Annotated in this window: 14 protein-coding genes; 10 read left to right on the forward strand and 4 right to left on the reverse strand. The window is 62.0% G+C overall.

Features of this window, described 5'->3' with window-relative positions; all coding sequences use genetic code 11:
* Positions 1-32 precede the first annotated feature (32 nt).
* Entirely contained in the window at positions 33-2,624 is a 2,592-nt protein-coding gene (acnD, locus tag ACF8GB_RS13795) for a Fe/S-dependent 2-methylisocitrate dehydratase AcnD (RefSeq protein WP_145255341.1), read from the forward strand.
* Between the two features lie 76 nt (positions 2,625-2,700).
* A complete protein-coding gene (prpF, locus tag ACF8GB_RS13800; RefSeq protein WP_196185585.1) occupies positions 2,701-3,891 on the forward strand; it encodes a 2-methylaconitate cis-trans isomerase PrpF in 1,191 nt (396 codons plus the stop codon).
* Between the two features lie 145 nt (positions 3,892-4,036).
* Here prpF and acnB read toward each other — a convergent pair whose 3' ends face one another.
* Positions 4,037-6,646 carry a bifunctional aconitate hydratase 2/2-methylisocitrate dehydratase gene (acnB, locus tag ACF8GB_RS13805; RefSeq protein ID WP_058637387.1) on the reverse strand — a complete coding sequence of 870 codons (2,610 nt, stop codon included), beginning with the start codon at positions 6,644-6,646 and terminating at the stop codon, positions 4,037-4,039.
* A gap of 404 nt (positions 6,647-7,050) precedes the next feature.
* On the opposite strand from acnB, the gene ACF8GB_RS13810 reads away from it, so the two are divergent.
* The 3 genes from ACF8GB_RS13810 (at position 7,051) to ACF8GB_RS13820 (ending at position 9,580) form a co-directional block, all read left to right on the forward strand.
* Positions 7,051-7,518 (forward strand): DUF1289 domain-containing protein, encoded by a 468-nt coding sequence (locus tag ACF8GB_RS13810; protein ID WP_100852605.1) that lies wholly within the window; start codon positions 7,051-7,053, stop codon positions 7,516-7,518.
* Between the two features lie 944 nt (positions 7,519-8,462).
* Positions 8,463-8,672, forward strand: coding sequence for a hypothetical protein (locus ACF8GB_RS13815; protein ID WP_058637385.1), 210 nt, complete (start codon positions 8,463-8,465; stop codon positions 8,670-8,672).
* A 242-nt stretch (positions 8,673-8,914) separates the two neighbouring features.
* On the forward strand, positions 8,915-9,580 hold the full coding sequence (locus ACF8GB_RS13820; protein ID WP_197843974.1) for a hypothetical protein: 666 nt from the start codon (positions 8,915-8,917) through the stop codon (positions 9,578-9,580).
* 114 nt (positions 9,581-9,694) lie between these two features.
* Here ACF8GB_RS13820 and queD read toward each other — a convergent pair whose 3' ends face one another.
* Positions 9,695-10,051: a 6-carboxytetrahydropterin synthase QueD gene (gene queD / locus ACF8GB_RS13825; RefSeq protein WP_033695042.1), complete on the reverse strand. Its 357-nt coding sequence runs from the start codon at positions 10,049-10,051 to the stop codon at positions 9,695-9,697.
* 52 nt (positions 10,052-10,103) lie between these two features.
* Positions 10,104-11,183, reverse strand: coding sequence for a patatin-like phospholipase family protein (locus ACF8GB_RS13830; RefSeq protein WP_392527170.1), 1,080 nt, complete (start codon positions 11,181-11,183; stop codon positions 10,104-10,106).
* Between the two features lie 176 nt (positions 11,184-11,359).
* Here ACF8GB_RS13830 and ACF8GB_RS13835 point away from each other — a divergent pair, with 176 nt between their 5' ends.
* From ACF8GB_RS13835 to ACF8GB_RS13855, 5 genes are all read left to right on the forward strand, one after another.
* Complete coding sequence (locus tag ACF8GB_RS13835) at positions 11,360-11,668, forward strand: PepSY domain-containing protein (RefSeq protein WP_058637382.1); 309 nt, start codon at positions 11,360-11,362, stop codon at positions 11,666-11,668.
* A complete protein-coding gene (locus tag ACF8GB_RS13840) occupies positions 11,668-11,982 on the forward strand; it encodes a PepSY domain-containing protein (protein WP_058603824.1) in 315 nt (104 codons plus the stop codon). Before ACF8GB_RS13835 ends, ACF8GB_RS13840 begins: the two co-directional genes overlap by 1 nt.
* Positions 11,983-12,651 (forward strand): response regulator transcription factor, encoded by a 669-nt coding sequence (locus ACF8GB_RS13845; protein WP_058637381.1) that lies wholly within the window; start codon positions 11,983-11,985, stop codon positions 12,649-12,651. It begins immediately after the preceding gene.
* The gene (locus ACF8GB_RS13850) at positions 12,648-13,967 is read left to right on the forward strand and encodes a sensor histidine kinase (protein ID WP_058637380.1); all 1,320 of its coding nucleotides are present in this window, start codon (positions 12,648-12,650) and stop codon (positions 13,965-13,967) included. The genes ACF8GB_RS13845 and ACF8GB_RS13850 overlap by 4 nt, the downstream gene beginning before the upstream one ends.
* Before the next feature lie 198 nt (positions 13,968-14,165).
* Positions 14,166-15,320 (forward strand): HPP family protein, encoded by a 1,155-nt coding sequence (locus ACF8GB_RS13855; protein WP_058637379.1) that lies wholly within the window; start codon positions 14,166-14,168, stop codon positions 15,318-15,320.
* Here the strand turns inward: ACF8GB_RS13855 and ACF8GB_RS13860 are convergent.
* Positions 15,294-16,160, reverse strand: a complete 867-nt coding sequence (locus ACF8GB_RS13860; protein ID WP_392527171.1) for a LysR family transcriptional regulator — start codon at positions 16,158-16,160, stop codon at positions 15,294-15,296. The genes ACF8GB_RS13855 and ACF8GB_RS13860 overlap by 27 nt on opposite strands.
* Positions 16,161-16,277: the final 117 nt, after the last annotated feature.

Raw genomic sequence — 16,277 nt, forward strand, 5'->3', positions numbered from 1 at the left:
GAACGCCATCCGTGACCGAGCCTGATAACGATATGAATACTGCCTACCGCAAAGCCTTGCCAGGCACTGACCTGGATTACTTCGACGCCCGCGCTGCCGTCGAGGCCATCAAGCCCGGCGCCTATCAGGGCTTGCCCTACACCTCGCGTGTGCTGGCCGAGAACCTGGTGCGCCGCTGCAGCCCTGGCACGCTCCAGGCGTCGTTGGCCCAGCTGATAGAGCGCAAGCGCGACCTCGATTTCCCCTGGTATCCGGCCCGGGTCGTCTGCCATGACATCCTGGGTCAGACCGCGCTGGTCGACCTGGCCGGCTTGCGCGATGCCATCGCCGACAAGGGCGGTGACCCTGCCCAGGTCAACCCGGTGGTGCCAGTGCAGCTAATCGTCGATCACTCACTGGCCGTCGAGTGTGGCGGCTATGACCCCCAGGCGTTCGAACGCAACAGGGCCATCGAGGATCGCCGCAACGAAGACCGTTTCCATTTCATCAATTGGACCAAGAAAGCGTTCAAGAACGTCGATGTCATCCCGCCTGGCAACGGCATCATGCACCAGATCAACCTGGAGAAGATGTCGCCCGTGGTACACAGCGATGACGGCGTGGCCTACCCGGACACCTGTGTCGGCACCGACAGCCACACCCCGCATGTGGACGCCTTGGGCGTCATCGCCATCGGCGTGGGCGGGCTTGAGGCCGAGAACGTCATGCTCGGGCGCGCCTCCTGGATGCGCCTGCCGGAAATCGTCGGCGTCCAGCTCACTGGTAAACTGGCGCCCAACTTGACGGCAACCGACCTGGTATTGGCCCTGACCGAATTTTTGCGCAAGCAGAAGGTGGTCGGCGCCTACCTGGAATTCCATGGGGAAGGCGCCCGTGCCCTGACGCTCGGCGACCGCGCCACCATCTCCAACATGGCCCCTGAATATGGCGCCACCGCGGCCATGTTCGCCATCGATCAGCAAACCATCGACTACCTGCGCCTGACAGGCCGCGAGGAACAGCAGGTCGCACTGGTAGAGACCTACGCCAAGACCGCGGGTCTGTGGGCTGACAGCTTTACCGAGGTGGTCTACGAGCGCACGCTGGACTTCGATCTGGCCAGCGTGGTGCGCACCATGGCGGGCCCCTCAAACCCCCATGCCCGGGTGGCCACCAGCGAGCTGGCCGCCAAGGGGATCGCAGGTGCCTGGGAGCAGGTACCCGGTCAGATGCCGGACGGGGCGGTGATCATTGCAGCCATCACCAGTTGCACCAACACCAGCAACCCGCGCAACGTGATCGCTGCCGGGTTGCTGGCGCGCAATGCCAATAGGCTGGGGCTGACGCGCAAGCCTTGGGTCAAGTCATCCCTCGCCCCTGGATCCAGGGCAGTGCAGCTGTACCTGGAAGAGGCGGGCCTGGAGGCGGAGCTCCAAGCGTTGGGCTTCGGCATCGTCGCCTTCGCCTGCACCACCTGCAACGGCATGTCCGGCGCCCTCGATCCGGCCATCCAGCAGGAAATCATCGATCGGGACCTGTATACCACCGCGGTGTTGTCGGGTAACCGAAACTTCGATGGCCGTATTCACCCGTATGCCAAACAGGCATTTCTGGCGTCCCCGCCTTTGGTTGTGGCCTATGCCATCGCGGGTACGATCCGTTTCGATATCGAGAAAGATGTGCTGGGCGTGGCATCGGATGGCCGTGAAATTCGCCTCAAGGACATCTGGCCCAGCGATGAAGAAATCGATGCGATGGTCCGCGCTGCGGTCAAGCCCGAACAGTTCCGAAAGGTCTACATCCCCATGTTCGCCGTCGAGCAAGACCGTGGGCCCAAGGTAGCGCCGCTGTACGACTGGCGCCCCATGAGCACCTACATCCGTCGCCCGCCCTACTGGGAAGGCGCCCTGGCGGGAGAACGCACCTTGCGTGGCATGCGCCCGCTGGCGTTGCTGCCGGACAACATCACCACCGATCACCTGTCGCCCTCCAATGCCATCATGCTCGACAGCGCGGCGGGGGAGTACCTGGCCAAAATGGGCTTGCCTGAAGAGGACTTCAACTCCTATGCCACCCACCGTGGGGACCACCTCACGGCTCAGCGCGCCACCTTCGCCAACCCCAAGCTGTTCAACGAGATGGTGCGCAATGAAGATGGCAGCGTAAGGCAGGGTTCGCTAGCACGCCTTGAACCCGAAGGCCGGGTCATGCGCATGTGGGAAGCGATCGAAACCTACATGCAGCGCAAGCAGCCGCTGATCATCGTGGCCGGTGCCGATTACGGTCAGGGCTCTTCACGCGACTGGGCTGCCAAAGGGGTGCGTCTGGCGGGCGTGGAGGCCATCGTCGCCGAGGGGTTCGAGCGCATCCACCGCACGAACCTGGTGGGCATGGGCGTCTTGCCCCTCGAATTCATGCCGGGTACCGACCGTAAGGTGCTGGGCCTGGACGGCAGCGAAACCTATGACGTGATAGGCATCCGTACTCCCCGCGCTACCTTGACCCTGGCGGTGACCCGTCGCACAGGAGAGCGTTTTGACGTGCCGGTGACCTGTCGTCTGGATACAGCCGAAGAGGTGTCGATCTACGAAGCGGGCGGGGTGTTGCAACGCTTTGCCCAGGACTTCCTCGAAGCGACCGTTTAACACAACGTGGCCGCCTTGCGGCCCCCAGTCGCCCGCACTGGCTCGGACCACCGGGCCATCCAAGAGGCTTCAATCCATGGCACATGCACCTCAAATCAAGATTCCGGCTACTTACATGCGTGGCGGCACCAGCAAAGGCGTGTTCTTCCGCTTGCAGGACCTCCCGGCGCAGGCGCAAACGCCCGGCCCGGCACGCGATGCCTTGCTGCTGCGGGTAATCGGCAGCCCCGACCCCTATGGCAAGCAGATCGACGGCATGGGCGGGGCGACGTCCAGCACCAGCAAGGTCGTGATCCTGTCCGCCAGCAAGCGCCCTGATCATGATGTGGACTACCTGTTCGGCCAGGTCAGTATCGACAAGCCTTTCGTAGACTGGAGCGGCAACTGCGGCAACCTTTCCGCAGCAGTGGGTGCGTTCGCCATCGGCAGTGGCCTGATAGAACCCACGCAGGTACCCGAAACCGGTGTCGCCACGGTGCGTATCTGGCAGGCCAACATCGGCAAGACCATCGTAGCGCATGTGCCGATGAGCAACGGTCAGGTGCAGGAGACCGGCGACTTTGAGCTTGATGGCGTCACGTTCCCTGCCGCCGAAGTGCAGCTGGAGTTTCTTGATCCGGCAGCCGACGATGATGGGGAAGGTGGGGCGATGTTCCCTACCGGCAACCTGATCGACGAGCTTGCAGTACCGGGGGTTGGCACCTTCAAGGTGACGTTGATCAATGCCGGTATCCCAACGGTGTTTCTCAATGCAGCCGATCTTGGTTACAGCGGCATGGAGTTGCAGGATGACATCAATGGGGATCCGGCTGCCCTTGAGCGGTTCGAGGCGATACGGGCCCATGGTGCGCTGCGCATGGGGCTGATCGAACATCTAGGGCAGGCTGCCGCACGCCAGCATACCCCCAAGGTGGCATTCGTGGCGCCGGCACAGGCTTATCTCGCCTCAAGTGGCAAGCAGGTGGGGGCAGAAGATATCGACTTGCTGGTGCGCGCCTTGTCCATGGGCAAGCTTCATCACGCGATGATGGGCACTGCCGCCGTCGCGATCGGTACGGCTGCGGCCATCCCGGGGACACTGGTGAACCTTGCTGCAGGCGGCGGTGAGCGCAGCGCTGTACGCTTCGGGCATCCATCGGGCACCTTGCGGGTAGGTGCGCAGGCGTGCCTGATCGATGGGCAGTGGTCGGTGACCAAGGCGATCATGAGTCGCAGCGCGCGTGTGTTGATGGAGGGCTGGGTACGCGTTCCTGGCGATAGTTTCTGACAGGCGTGCTCGCCATCGCCGGCCCGTCACGTTCAAGAAGGCGTCTGGGCGTGATTTAGTCGGTGCCTGACTGTTCTGAATGAAAAAAAAGCCCCGGCATCACTGCCGGGGCTTTTTTCATGGAGCCAGTGGATGGCTGTCTGGCTTACGCCTGGACCACTGGAATCTTGGCGTTAGCGGCCGCTTCGCGGAACTCGGCAATCTGGTCGAAGCTCAGGTAGCGGTAGACGTCGGCAGACATGCTGTCGATGTCCTTGGCGTACTGCATGTACTCTTCGACGGTCGGCAACTTGCCGATGATCGAAGCCACCGCAGCCAGCTCGGCCGATGCCAGGTACACGTTGGTGGCGTCGCCCAGGCGGTTCGGGAAGTTACGGGTCGAGGTCGACACCACGGTCGAACCGGTCTGCACCCGCGCCTGGTTACCCATGCACAGGGAGCAGCCTGGCATTTCCATCCGCGCACCGGCTTTGCCGTAGATGCCGTAGTAGCCTTCTTCGGTCAGCTGATGAGCATCCATCTTGGTCGGCGGAGCCAGCCACAGACGGGTCGGAATACCACCCTTGACCTTTTCCAGCAGCTTGCCAGCGGCGCGGAAGTGACCAATGTTGGTCATGCACGAACCGATGAACACTTCGTCGATCTTCTCACCCTGTACCGAGGACAGCAGGCGAGCATCGTCCGGGTCGTTCGGGGCGCAGAGCACAGGCTCCTTGACGTCGGCCAGGTCGATTTCGATGATTTCGGCGTATTCGGCATCGGCGTCGGCCGACAGCAGTTCTGGGTTGGCCAGCCAGGCTTCCATGGCCTGGGCGCGACGCTCCAGGGTGCGTGCATCACCGTAGCCCTCGCCGATCATCCAACGCAGCAGGGTGATGTTGGACTTGAGGTACTCGGCAATGGCTTTTTCCGGCAGCTTGATGGTGCAACCGGCGGCGGAGCGTTCAGCCGAGGCGTCCGAGAGCTCGAAGGCCTGCTCGACGGTCAGTTCGTCAAGGCCTTCGATTTCAAGGATGCGACCGGAGAAGGCGTTTTTCTTGCCCTTCTTCTCGACGGTCAGCAGGCCCTGCTGGATGGCGTAGTAAGGGATGGCATGCACCAGGTCACGCAGGGTGATGCCAGGTTGCAGCTTGCCTTTGAAACGCACCAGGATCGACTCTGGCATGTCCAGTGGCATCACGCCGGTGGCGGCAGCGAAGGCTACCAGGCCGGAGCCTGCAGGGAAGGAAATGCCGATCGGGAAGCGGGTATGCGAGTCGCCACCGGTGCCCACGGTATCGGGCATCAGCATGCGGTTCAACCAGCTGTGGATGATGCCGTCCCCTGGGCGCAACGACACGCCGCCACGGGTGCGGATGAAGTCTGGCAGGGTGTGGTGGGTGGTGACGTCGATTGGCTTCGGATAGGCCGCGGTGTGGCAGAAGGACTGCATCACGAGGTCAGCGGAGAAGCCCAGGCAGGCCAGGTCCTTGAGCTCGTCACGGGTCATGGGGCCAGTGGTGTCCTGGGAACCCACGGTGGTCATCTTCGGCTCGCAATAGGCGCCTGGACGTACGCCTTGGCCTTCCGGCAGGCCACACGCGCGGCCGACCATCTTCTGCGCCAGGGTGAACCCTTTGCCGGTGTCGGCAGGCTGCTCTGGCTTCTTGAACAGGTCCGATGGGCCCTGGCCAAGCTCGGCACGGGCTTTTTCGGTCAGGCCACGGCCGACGATCAGTGGGATACGGCCACCAGCACGCACTTCGTCGAGCAGCACTTCGGTCTTGAGTGCGAATGTGGTGACCAGCTCATTGCTTTCGTGACGGCGTACTTCACCTTTGAACGGGTAGACGTCGATCACGTCGCCCATGGCCAGGTCGGTGCAATCGAACTCGATCGGCAGGGCGCCGGCGTCTTCCATGGTGTTGTAGAAGATCGGGGCGATCTTGGTGCCGAAGCAGAAACCGCCGGCACGTTTGTTGGGGACGTACGGGATATCGTCGCCGAAGAACCACAGCACCGAGTTGGTGGCGGATTTGCGCGAAGAACCGGTACCCACCACGTCACCCACGTAGGCGACCGGGAAGCCCTTGGCCCTGACCGCTTCGATCTGAGCCAGTGGACCCACCGAGCCCGGCTGCTGCGGCTCGATACCGTCGCGGGCCATTTTCAGCATGGCCAGGGCGTGCAGCGGGATGTCAGGGCGTGACCATGCATCTGGGGCAGGGGACAGGTCGTCGGTGTTGGTTTCGCCAGGCACCTTGAACACGGTCAGGGTGTATTTGTCGGCGATGGCCGGGCGCGAGGTGAACCACTCGCCGGCGGCCCAGGATTCCAGTACGGCCTTGGCATGAGCGTTGCCGGCCTTGGCTTTTTCAGCCACGTCGTGGAAGGCATCGAACATCAGCAGGGTGTGCTTGAGCTGCTCGGCCGCGACGGCGCCCAGCTCGGCGTCATCCAGCAGCGCGACCAGCGTCTCGATGTTGTAGCCGCCCTGCATGGTGCCCAGCAGTTCGGTGGCGTGCTTGCGATCGATCAGCGGCGAGGTGGCTTCGCCCTTGGCGACGGCCGAAAGGAAGGCTGCCTTGACATAGGCGGCCTCATCGACTCCAGGCGGTACGCGGTTGGTGAGCAGGTCTACGAGGAAGGCTTCTTCGCCGGCCGGCGGGTTTTTCAGCAACTCGACCAGGCCTGCAGTTTGTTCGGCGTTCAGCGGCTGGGGCACGATACCCAGAGCGGCGCGCTCTTCGATGTGTTTGCGGTAGGCTTCAAGCACAGTTATTTCCCTCATCAGTGGCCCCTTTAAGGGGTCCGGGACGCTCATCCAGCATTCCTTGCACCCATGCGCCGTCATGGCTTCTTGGGCCGCCTGGCCAGGGTCGCAAGGAATCCTTGCGGAAGCTGCTTTCAAAGTTTTACGCCTGCAGAACGAGCATCTGATGAGGGCTGGCTAGGGCCTGCGGGGATGCAGGCCCGGACCAACGTCGTTCTGCCGGATCAACTGTGCTCGTGACGCTTTGAAAACAGCTTCCAACGGACATTGTTGCCTTCGAAAAGGCCGGATGATTCTACGGTAAAAAACGCTGGAAGGTAAGGCGGCGATGATGACTTTAACGGGTGACCCTGGTTAGACAAAGGGCTAACATGGCCGCGTACTCCACCTTCAAGCCGTTGTATTTCATGTCCAACAAGTCCATCAAAACGCCCTGCGTCGGCCTGTGTTCCACGGTTTACGGAGACACGGTATGCCGAGGGTGCAAGCGCTTCCACCATGAGGTCATCCACTGGAATGGCTATGACGATGCGCAAAAACGCGCGGTCTGGTTACGCCTGGAGCAACTGCTGGTTCAGGTGATGATGGCCAAGCTCGAGGTGTTCGACAAAGGCTTGTTGCGCCAGCAACTTGAACAACGTGCCATACGGTATGTCGAGCAGCAGTCCGAGTACTGCTGGGCCTACCAGCTCATCGCCAGGGGCGCGCGCATGATTCGGGACCTGGAGGCCTACGGCATGGCATTGCTGCCCGAGTTCCGCGACTGGGAACTGCCACAACTGCGCGATGCAATTGATCGTGAGTTCTTTCTGTTGTCAGAGGCGCATTACCAGCGCTACATCGCGCCATCGTTTCTCAACAGCGCGTTGGAGTAGTCACCTTTCCCTCTATTTCGCTGCTTGGCTGGCCTCTAGCGTGGTGCTTCCGACGATCTAATGGAGCATCTCGATGGACAGCTATACCTTCAAACCCGATCTGTGCTTTCACGCACGTTGCTGGTGGCAGATAGACGGGGCCCGCATTGCAGAGGGTGCTTGGCACGCGGCCGTGCAGCATCTGGCCCCGCTGTGGGTGGGTTTCGAAAGTGGTGACGGTGATGATGGCTGGATGCGGACAGAGCCTGAAGGCGCATTGGAACCGTCTCCCAGCCCGCCTTTCAGGGGGGTTTGGCATCTTGTGCCCTGTCCTGTGGTTTGGGGTGTACCATGTTCGCGATCTGTACAGTTACGAGATCAGGCCGGCCTATTTCGAGTCCACCGTTGATCTGTGGCCCAGGCTTGAGTATGTCATGGCCAAAGACTTCGGCTTTATAGGTATGTCCGGTAGTCCCCAGGCGGCAGGAACGGAGAACGCGCCGCTCTGGGGCATTGATGGCCTTGATCCCCGGCATCTGAAGGTTGGGCAGCGTAAAAGCAATCTACTGTTGTTTGACCCTGCCGGGGCAGCAGTCAGGCGTTACAAGCAGTTTGGTCGCTCTTACCTCGCCACCCACCAGGGGCGACGAGGTGCACTCAGTCTGGAGGTGGTCGGTCGCCCTGTGCCTCCTCATCCCAGGCCGTTGGAATAACCACTACGGTCAGGGCGAGTTAGGTCAACACGTGTTGATCGATTCGACCGGCTTGATGTAGAGCGCTTCCTTCTGCAATGCGCGGCCGGCGTTGCTTAGCGTTAGGCTCACATTCCGACTCAAGAGTGAGCCAGCATGACCGACTACATTCATCACCCTGAACTCTCGTTTCTTGCCCGCTGCTGATGGCAGTTGACCGAAGAGCTGATTCACCCGGATCGATGGTGGGACTGCCAGGACAAGCTCGCCCCAATGTGGCTTCACGTCGACGTAGCAAGTATCCACAACGATCATTGGTACAACTACTGGCGGGCCGAGCCTGAGGGGCAAGGGCCACTGCGACTGGCGCCAGAGGACTATACCAAGGATGGTCATCAGTATGGCGAGCTGTTCTGGTTCGGTGCCTACATTGCCGCTTCAGGGGAGGATGGGGCAAGGCTCCTACGAGATCCGGCCTTATGACAGAGACTGGCGACCGCTGAACCGAGTCCTTTACAACAATCCCTCCTCATTGTCGGGCTATGCGGCGGTCAAGCGCGAATGAGCCGAGCGCCGGGCAGTCGCGTCTTGCCAATCCCACCCATCTATGGTCCGTCGAAGCAATGGACTATGCCGGCATCAAGCGCGGTGCACGACTGTGCAACCTGATTTTGAAAAATGCTCAAGGGCGTAGCGTAAGGCGCTGTTAAAAAGACGGTGTATCGTTGATCAATACGGTCAGCGGCCAACCTGGCCGGATAGCGCTAGAGATCCTCGACTATGCGCATCAGGCCCGCGAGTGGGCGTGGGGAGCAGGACTGGCAAGTGCTGGTGTCCGGTACGCATTCAAGCCTCAATACAGTTTTATTGGACGTGCTTGGTGGCGGCCTGAAGGTGAATCAACGGAACAAGGCTTGGTCACGGCAAGGTTCGACGAAGGCAGCGAATGGTCTCCGAGGGCCGGGTTGGCCGTTGAGACGAGCGATTATTTCGAGGATCGCTGGCGCATCGGCGAATTCCGCATGGCATGCGACCGCCTCTGTTTTGCCGCCTACGGCAATGGAGAAAGCCATGTCTATGAGCTGTGGCCGCTCGACAGTCACGGCAGACGGCTTGATTCTACCCTTAAAGAACAGCGCGGTTGGACGACAAGCCTGGCCAAGCGCTGGACCAGCAGGCGAGCCCTCCCAGACTTTCTCTGGAAGCTCCAGGGGCTCGATCCCACCACCCTGGAAGAAGGGGCATCTGTCCACAATGCGCAGTTGCAGCAAGTGAATAGCGGACCTGTGACGTTGCACTTGCCCCATCAACGCCGTCGGTTGATCGCAGGCGTCCAGGGGCAGCAGGGCTCGCTAATGCTTCAAGTGCTTGAGACCGCGGCCCGGTGCTGATCCGGTGGCACGTTGCCACGCGCAGGTCTGCAGCGGTGCAACTGCGCCGCCGGACCAGGCTGGGCAAGGCGCCGTGGACGGAGGCGTCAGCGCGTTAAGAGCCTGCCTTTGGGCTTAGTCGCCGCTGTATTCGCAGCCACTGGTGCACGTCTCGTGAATACGCACCTTGGACAGCTCTGGCAGCAACGGTTTGACCTGATCCCAGATCCATTTGGCGATGACTTCGCTGGTGGGATTTTCCAGGCCAGGAATGTCGTTCAGGTAGTTATGATCGAGCTGCTCGTAAATGGGCTTGAACACGGCCTTGATCTCGGCGAAGTCGCGAATCCAGCCGGTATGCGGGTCAAGCGGACCCGTCAGATGAAGGCCGACCTTGAACGAGTGCCCATGCAAACGCCCGCATTTATGGCCTTCGGGCACATGGGGAAGGCGGTGGGCGGATTCGAACGTAAATTCTTTAAAGATTTCCACGCAGTCAAACTCTGTCTGAATCAGTAATGCGCGCAGTTTACCAGCATGCCTCTCACAAGGCTTGCAGTCGTTCATGCAGCCGCCCGGTGGCGACCAATTCTAGAAACTCGTCGCCCAGGCGTTGGCTTTCATCGATGGCCTTGTACCAGTAGCGCTGGCGCGCCGGTGCGTCGCCCATGAAGCGCTTGAAGTCGTTTCGGTCGGGCAGCTTCCCATGGGGCAGGGTTGCCAGGTAGGCCGGCGAGGGCGCCAGCAGCAGTACGTTCTGCAGGCGCCTGGCATCGCCCTTGCGCCACGGCAGGGCCTTGTCGAACCAGCCAGGGACGACTTTGTCAGTGAAGTGCGGGTAAACCACCAGGTCATCGCCGCCGTAGGGCAGATCCAGGTGATAGTCCAGCAGCCCGCCATCGCGGTACATGCCGGTCCCGGCCCCTGGGATGTCCCGTACCCCCTCCATGACCATGGGGATCGATCCCGAGGCAAGCAGGGCATGGCGCAGGTTTGCCAGGTCCAGCGGCAGGCAGCGCGTCGGGAAATCCGTCAGGGTATCAAGCGGTGGCAGGCTGCGGCTGTCGTGCAGAATGACCCGCTCGAAATGTCGGGCCAGGCGGGATCTGCCCAACAGGTTACTGGCGATCACCGAGCCAAGGCCCATACCCAGTCGGCCGCGATGATCGTGAGCGAGCTGGCCATGGCTTTTGACGACCAGGATATTCAACCGGTACGCCGGGCTCGCCAGCACCTGGCCGTCGCGCCCCTGCAACAGCTCGTCGAGCATGCGCTGGCAACTGCGTGTTATCTGGGCTGGGGTAACGCCTTTTGCAAAATCCTGCTCGGTGTAGAGCATTCCCAGCCGCCGCAGCCCGGCAACCGGGTCGTCAAGGCAGGCGCTTGCGAAGCGCCAGGCGCCAATCGATGCGCCAATCAGTGCGCGCGGGCGAGGGGCCGATGGCAGGAACTGACCGAACAGCGCCAAGTCCAGGCCCTGAATGCCCAGCGGTTTTGGCCCACCTGCTGCGCCCGGGAGCACGCCGACGTCGGCAGCCTGCAGCCCGCGCTCTCTAATTTGGCTCAAGGCGCGTTGGCCAGCCTTCAGGGTAAGGGCGGGGTACTTGACGTGTATAGCGCTCATGGCGGACCTCTGCGGCGACGGGCGCCGCATTATAGAGTGATGCAGCCGTTCGAGACGTGCCCTGTTGACCTGCCGGCTACGCTATCATGCGGCCAGCTGTTTTCAGGTTGAGTTAAGGACTGCTGGTTAATGTTGATTGCGTAGACAACGTGTACAGCATTATGGAGAAACGAACGATGAAAACCTTGACTGCACTGTTCACCGCCGCTGCCCTGTCGCTGGGTGCCAATGCTGCATTCGCCAAGGATGTGCAGCCTGACGAAGTGGTCAAACTGGTCAACACCAAGACCATCAAGTCCCTGGACGAACTCAAGGCGGCCGCCATTGCCAAGCACCCGGGTTCCACCGTCACGGACTCGGAACTTGAAGACGAATACGGCCGCTACGTGTACAAGGTCGAACTGCGCGATACCCAGAATGTGGAGTGGGACGTGGCTTTCGATGCCAAGACCGGTGAACTGCTGAAGGATGAGCGAGACAACTGATGAACCCACCTCCACGGGCAGCGCGCTACCTGGCCCTCGCTCTGCTGGCAGCGTGCTCGCTGGCCGCTGCCCGGGACCTGGACCAGGATGAGGCACTGGCTTTGCGCCAGAAGGGCGTGATTCTACCGCTCGAACACTTGCTGGAAACGGCCATGGCCCGTCACCCAGGGGCGCGTTTGCTGGAGGCAGAGCTTGAAGAAGACGACGACCGCTATGAGTACGAGGTCGAGTTGCTGACGGTGGACGGCGTAGTACGGGAGGTCAAGCTCGATGCTGCCACCGGTGCCCTGCTCAAAGACGAGGAAGATGACTGAATGCGCCTGTTGCTTGTCGAGGATAATGTCCCGCTGGCCGACGAACTTACCACTGCGCTGCAGCGTCAGGGGTACGCCGTCGATTGGCTGGCCGATGGCCGAGATGCGGTCTATCAGGGCCAGTGCGAGCCTTATGACCTGATCATCCTGGACCTTGGTCTGCCAGGGTTGCCTGGCCTCGAAGTCCTGGCTCAGTGGCGTGCAGGCGGGCTGCTGACGCCTGTGCTGATTCTGACGGCGCGTGGCTCCTGGGCCGAGCGCATCGAAGGCCTGAAGGCCGGCGCCGACGATTACCTCAGCAAACCCTTTCACCCCGAAGAATTGCAGTTACGCATCCAGGCGCTGCTGCGCCGCGCGCGTGGACTTGCCAACCAGCCAAAGCTCGAGGCTGCCGGCTTGCATCTGGACGAACGTCGTCAATGCGTAAGCCGCGAGGGCGTCGATATCCAGCTTACGGCCGCAGAATTTCGCCTGTTGCGCTACTTCATGCTGCACCCCCAGCAGATCCTGTCCAAAAGCCACCTGGCTGAGCACCTCTACGACGGCGAGACCGAGCGCGACTCCAACGTGCTCGAGGTTCACGTCAACCACTTGCGCCGCAAACTTGGCCGTACGGTGATCGAGACACGACGCGGCCAGGGCTACCTGTATGCCGGGAGCGCTGCGTGAAGTCGATCCAGGCGCGGCTCAGCCTGGGCCTGGTGGCTGTGTTGGTGGTAGTAGGGGTGGTACTGGCGCAACTGACGCTGTGGCTGTTCGAAGCCGGGTTGCAACGTTACCTGGAAAACGGCCTGCGCAACGAAAGCGAGAACCTGTTGGTGGCGCTGGTGCGCGGGCCTGCGGGCATGCAGCTCGATGAGCAACGCATCTCGGCTGCCTATCAGCGGCCGTTTTCCGGCTATTACTTTCGCATCGACTTTGCCCAGGGCACGTGGCGTTCACGCTCCCTGTGGGACATGAACCTGCCCAAACCGTCGGCCCCTGGTCTGTCGGACCGGCACGAGCTTGGGCCAGAAGGGCAGGAGTTGCTGACGCTGCGTGCCGATTACCGGCGCCTGGGGCAGGACATATCCATCAGTGTCGCTCAAGATTACTCACCTGTGCGACAAGGCTTCCGGCGCCTTCAGCAAATTGGGCTGGGCATGGGCCTGGTCGCGCTGGCCCTGGTGCTGGTCCTTCAGCGCATGACCGTCACCCGCTCGCTACGCCCGCTGGAGCGGGCGCGCCAGCAAATCGCCCAGTTGCAGCAGGGGCAACGCTCCCAGCTCGACGCCCAAGTGCCCAGTGAGCTGGTGCCGCTGGTTGGGCAGATCAACCATTTGCTCAGCCATACCGAAGACAGCCTGCGACGCTCGCGCAATGCACTGGGTAACTTGGGCCACGCCTTGAAAACACCCCTGGCGGTGCTGCTTAGCCTGGCATCCAGCGAGCGCCTGCAGGGCTTGCCTGAGGTTCGCGCACAGATGCGCGAGCAGTTGCAGCAGATCGAGCAGCGCCTGGCCCGTGAGCTCAACCGCGCACGCCTGGCAGGCGATGCGTTGCCGGGTGCGCAATTTGCCTGTGATGACGAGTTGCCGGGGTTGCTGAGCACCTTGGGCATGATCCATGGCGAGGGCCTGCTGCTGAGCCACGCCGTGCCACCTGGCCTGCTGCTGCCCTGGGATCGCGAAGACATGCTGGAACTGCTGGGTAACCTGCTGGACAACGCCTGCAAATGGGCGGACAGCGAGGTGCACTTGGGCATCGCAGCCACCGAGGAACACTATCAGCTGTGGGTTGACGACGACGGCCCTGGTATCCCTCACCAGCAGCGTGTGCAAGTGCTTGAACGGGGTTCTCGGCTTGACGAAGAAGTCGATGGACACGGTCTGGGGTTGGGCATCGTGCGTGACATCGTCCAGGCTTGGGGCGGGAAACTGCAACTGCTTGAGAGTCCGATGGGTGGATTGCGTGTGGATATCCAGTTGCCGCGCCGGAGCCTGTGACCAGCGCGGCGTCACACAGGTCGGCCCCGTTCCCGCTGGCAAACGGCTGTACTGCAAAAAAAATGCATCACTGCCACATTTTTTTGAATTAGCCCAAATGGACGTCGCTCGGCAGAATCGCTGCATGTAGCCTTCACTGGCCGATGGGCCAAGGCCTACGTTTCTTCTTCCGTCCAGACCTACAGAACCCGAAACGACATGCCTGCCTCGCGTACCGACCGTCTTTTGCAGTGGTTATTACCGCCGTCCCTGAACATCCCCCCCACCCAATGGCTGCGCGCCGGTATCGGCGCATTGGTCGGGCTGTTTCTCGCAGGCTGGCTGACGAGCCTGGCGTATGGCCCGGATATCGCCTTGCACCTGCTCGGGCCGTTAGCGGCCTCCGCGGTGCTGGTGTTCGCCGTTCATTCAGGTCCCCTTGCACAGCCTTGGCCAGTGCTTGGCAGCTATACCCTGGCCGCGATCGTTGGCTTGGCAATGCGAGACGGTTTTGGTCCAGGGCTTGGGGTCGCCGCCGCTGCCCTGTGTCTGTCCATCCTGGTGATGTGCTTGCTGCGCTGCCTGCATCCACCCGGTGGGGGAGTGGCGGTCAGTGCGGTTCTGGCCGACCCAGGGCTGACCGCCTTGGGTGACCATCTGCTTGAGCCAGTGCTGCTCAACGCGCTGATTCTTGTTGCGGTGGCTACCCTCTATAACCGCTTGACCGGGGTGCGCTACCCGAAAGGCCCTGCACCGCGTAAGGATTTGCACCACACCCACGATCCGCTGCCCAGTGAGCGCGTCGGCATCCGCGGTGAGGACCTGGATCAGGCGCTGGAAGAGTTGGGCGAGTTTGTCGACGTCACACGCGACGAGCTGGAGCGCATCATTCTCGCCACCGAGCAGCACGCGCTGCAGCGCAGTCTCGGTGGCATAACGGCGGCGTCGGTGATGTCGAAGGACGTGCAGTTCGTCAGCCCCGAGACCACCTTGCAGCAGGCCTGGAAGCTGCTCGACAGCCACCATGTCAAGACCCTGCCGGTGCTGCAGGACGGCGCCTTGGTGGGGATCGTCAGCCTGAGCGACCTGGTAGGCCCGGCCATGCAGCAGGCGCGTTTGAGCTGGCGGGGCCTGTTCGGGCGCAAGCCCGTGCGCATGGCGCAGGTGATGAGCCGCCGGGTCGTGAGTGTCAGCAGCCAGCACCCGCTGGAGCGCCTGTTGCCGCTGCTGTGCGAGCAGGGGCTGCACTGCCTGCCGGTGCTCGACGGTGATGTGTTGGTAGGGGTGGTCACCCAGACTGACCTGATCGCCGGGCTCAAGCGCCAGTTGCTCAGCAGCGCCAATGCCTCAGAGCGTCGGGTCCCAGCGTTGTGACCAGTCGCTGGCCTCGGCTGCGATAAGCCGGCGCAGGATGCCCAGGGCCTGTTGCAACGCTTCGCTGTCACGCTCGCGGGCGTAGACCAGAAAGGTGGGATAGGTGAATTCCGGCGCCTGCGGTACGCGCTCGAAGACGCCACTGTCCAGATAAGCCTGCACCACCCGCGTGCGAAAATAGCCGCTACCGCCCTTGTCGAGGATGAACTGCAAGGCAAGCGGCCCCAGGTTGAAACGCAGCGCGGCACGGGCGCAGTCGGGCAGGGCGGCGTCATGTTGCCGGCGGAAGGCCACACCCCAGTCGATATAGATGTACGGCTCCGGCCGTTCGACCCGCCGGATTCGCACCAGCTTTTCTTCCATCAGCTGCTCGACCTGCAAGCCTGGCCCGTAGATCGGCTGGTACACCAGAGCAGCGTCCAGCACGCCCATCTCCACCTTGCGCAGCAACGACTCGCCGTCGCTCACTTCGCTGTGGATGCTCTGGCCAGGCAGCTCCTGATACAGCGCCGTGACCCAGTCAAGCATCATCGGGTTACCAAGGCTCACCTCGCCCCCAAGGTGCAGTACCTGCTGGTAGCCAGGCGGCAAGGGCAAGTCGCGTCGTGCCGCCTCCCAGGTCTGCACCAGCTGGTTGGCATACCCGACGAAGGCTTCACCGTGGCTGGTCAGGCGGGCGCCACTTCGGCTTCTTATGAACAGGGTGCAGCCCAGTTGCTGCTCGAGGCGCTGCAACCTGGCGGTGACCGCTGTCTGCGATACGTACAGGCGCTCCGCAGCCGCCACTAGGCTACCGCTGCGCACGACTTCCAGAAAAGTGCGGGCCTGATCGATGTCCATTGAGGTGCTCACCGTAAAAAACTGGTCGCTATTCTAGTGAGTTCGTCGCCGCATTGAACGACTTTTGCCCACGTTGCAAAAATGCAGGTCGGTTAGGCCATATCGCGTCTGGCGTCT

Source organism: Pseudomonas sp. xss_4 (assembly GCF_043104125.1).
Taxonomy (GTDB): Bacteria; Pseudomonadota; Gammaproteobacteria; order Pseudomonadales; family Pseudomonadaceae; genus Aquipseudomonas; species Aquipseudomonas parafulva_B.

Coding starts and splice junctions, on each gene's coding strand:
- ACF8GB_RS13855 (WP_058637379.1), top strand. CDS start 14,166: ATGCCTGCCTCGCGTACCGACCGTCTTTTGCAGTGGTTATTACCGCCG.
- ACF8GB_RS13860 (WP_392527171.1), bottom strand. CDS start 16,160: ATGGACATCGATCAGGCCCGCACTTTTCTGGAAGTCGTGCGCAGCGGT.
- acnD (WP_145255341.1), top strand. CDS start 33: ATGAATACTGCCTACCGCAAAGCCTTGCCAGGCACTGACCTGGATTAC.
- ACF8GB_RS13830 (WP_392527170.1), bottom strand. CDS start 11,183: ATGAGCGCTATACACGTCAAGTACCCCGCCCTTACCCTGAAGGCTGGC.
- prpF (WP_196185585.1), top strand. CDS start 2,701: ATGGCACATGCACCTCAAATCAAGATTCCGGCTACTTACATGCGTGGC.
- ACF8GB_RS13815 (WP_058637385.1), top strand. CDS start 8,463: ATGTGGCTTCACGTCGACGTAGCAAGTATCCACAACGATCATTGGTAC.
- ACF8GB_RS13835 (WP_058637382.1), top strand. CDS start 11,360: ATGAAAACCTTGACTGCACTGTTCACCGCCGCTGCCCTGTCGCTGGGT.
- ACF8GB_RS13810 (WP_100852605.1), top strand. CDS start 7,051: ATGTCCAACAAGTCCATCAAAACGCCCTGCGTCGGCCTGTGTTCCACG.
- ACF8GB_RS13845 (WP_058637381.1), top strand. CDS start 11,983: ATGCGCCTGTTGCTTGTCGAGGATAATGTCCCGCTGGCCGACGAACTT.
- ACF8GB_RS13840 (WP_058603824.1), top strand. CDS start 11,668: ATGAACCCACCTCCACGGGCAGCGCGCTACCTGGCCCTCGCTCTGCTG.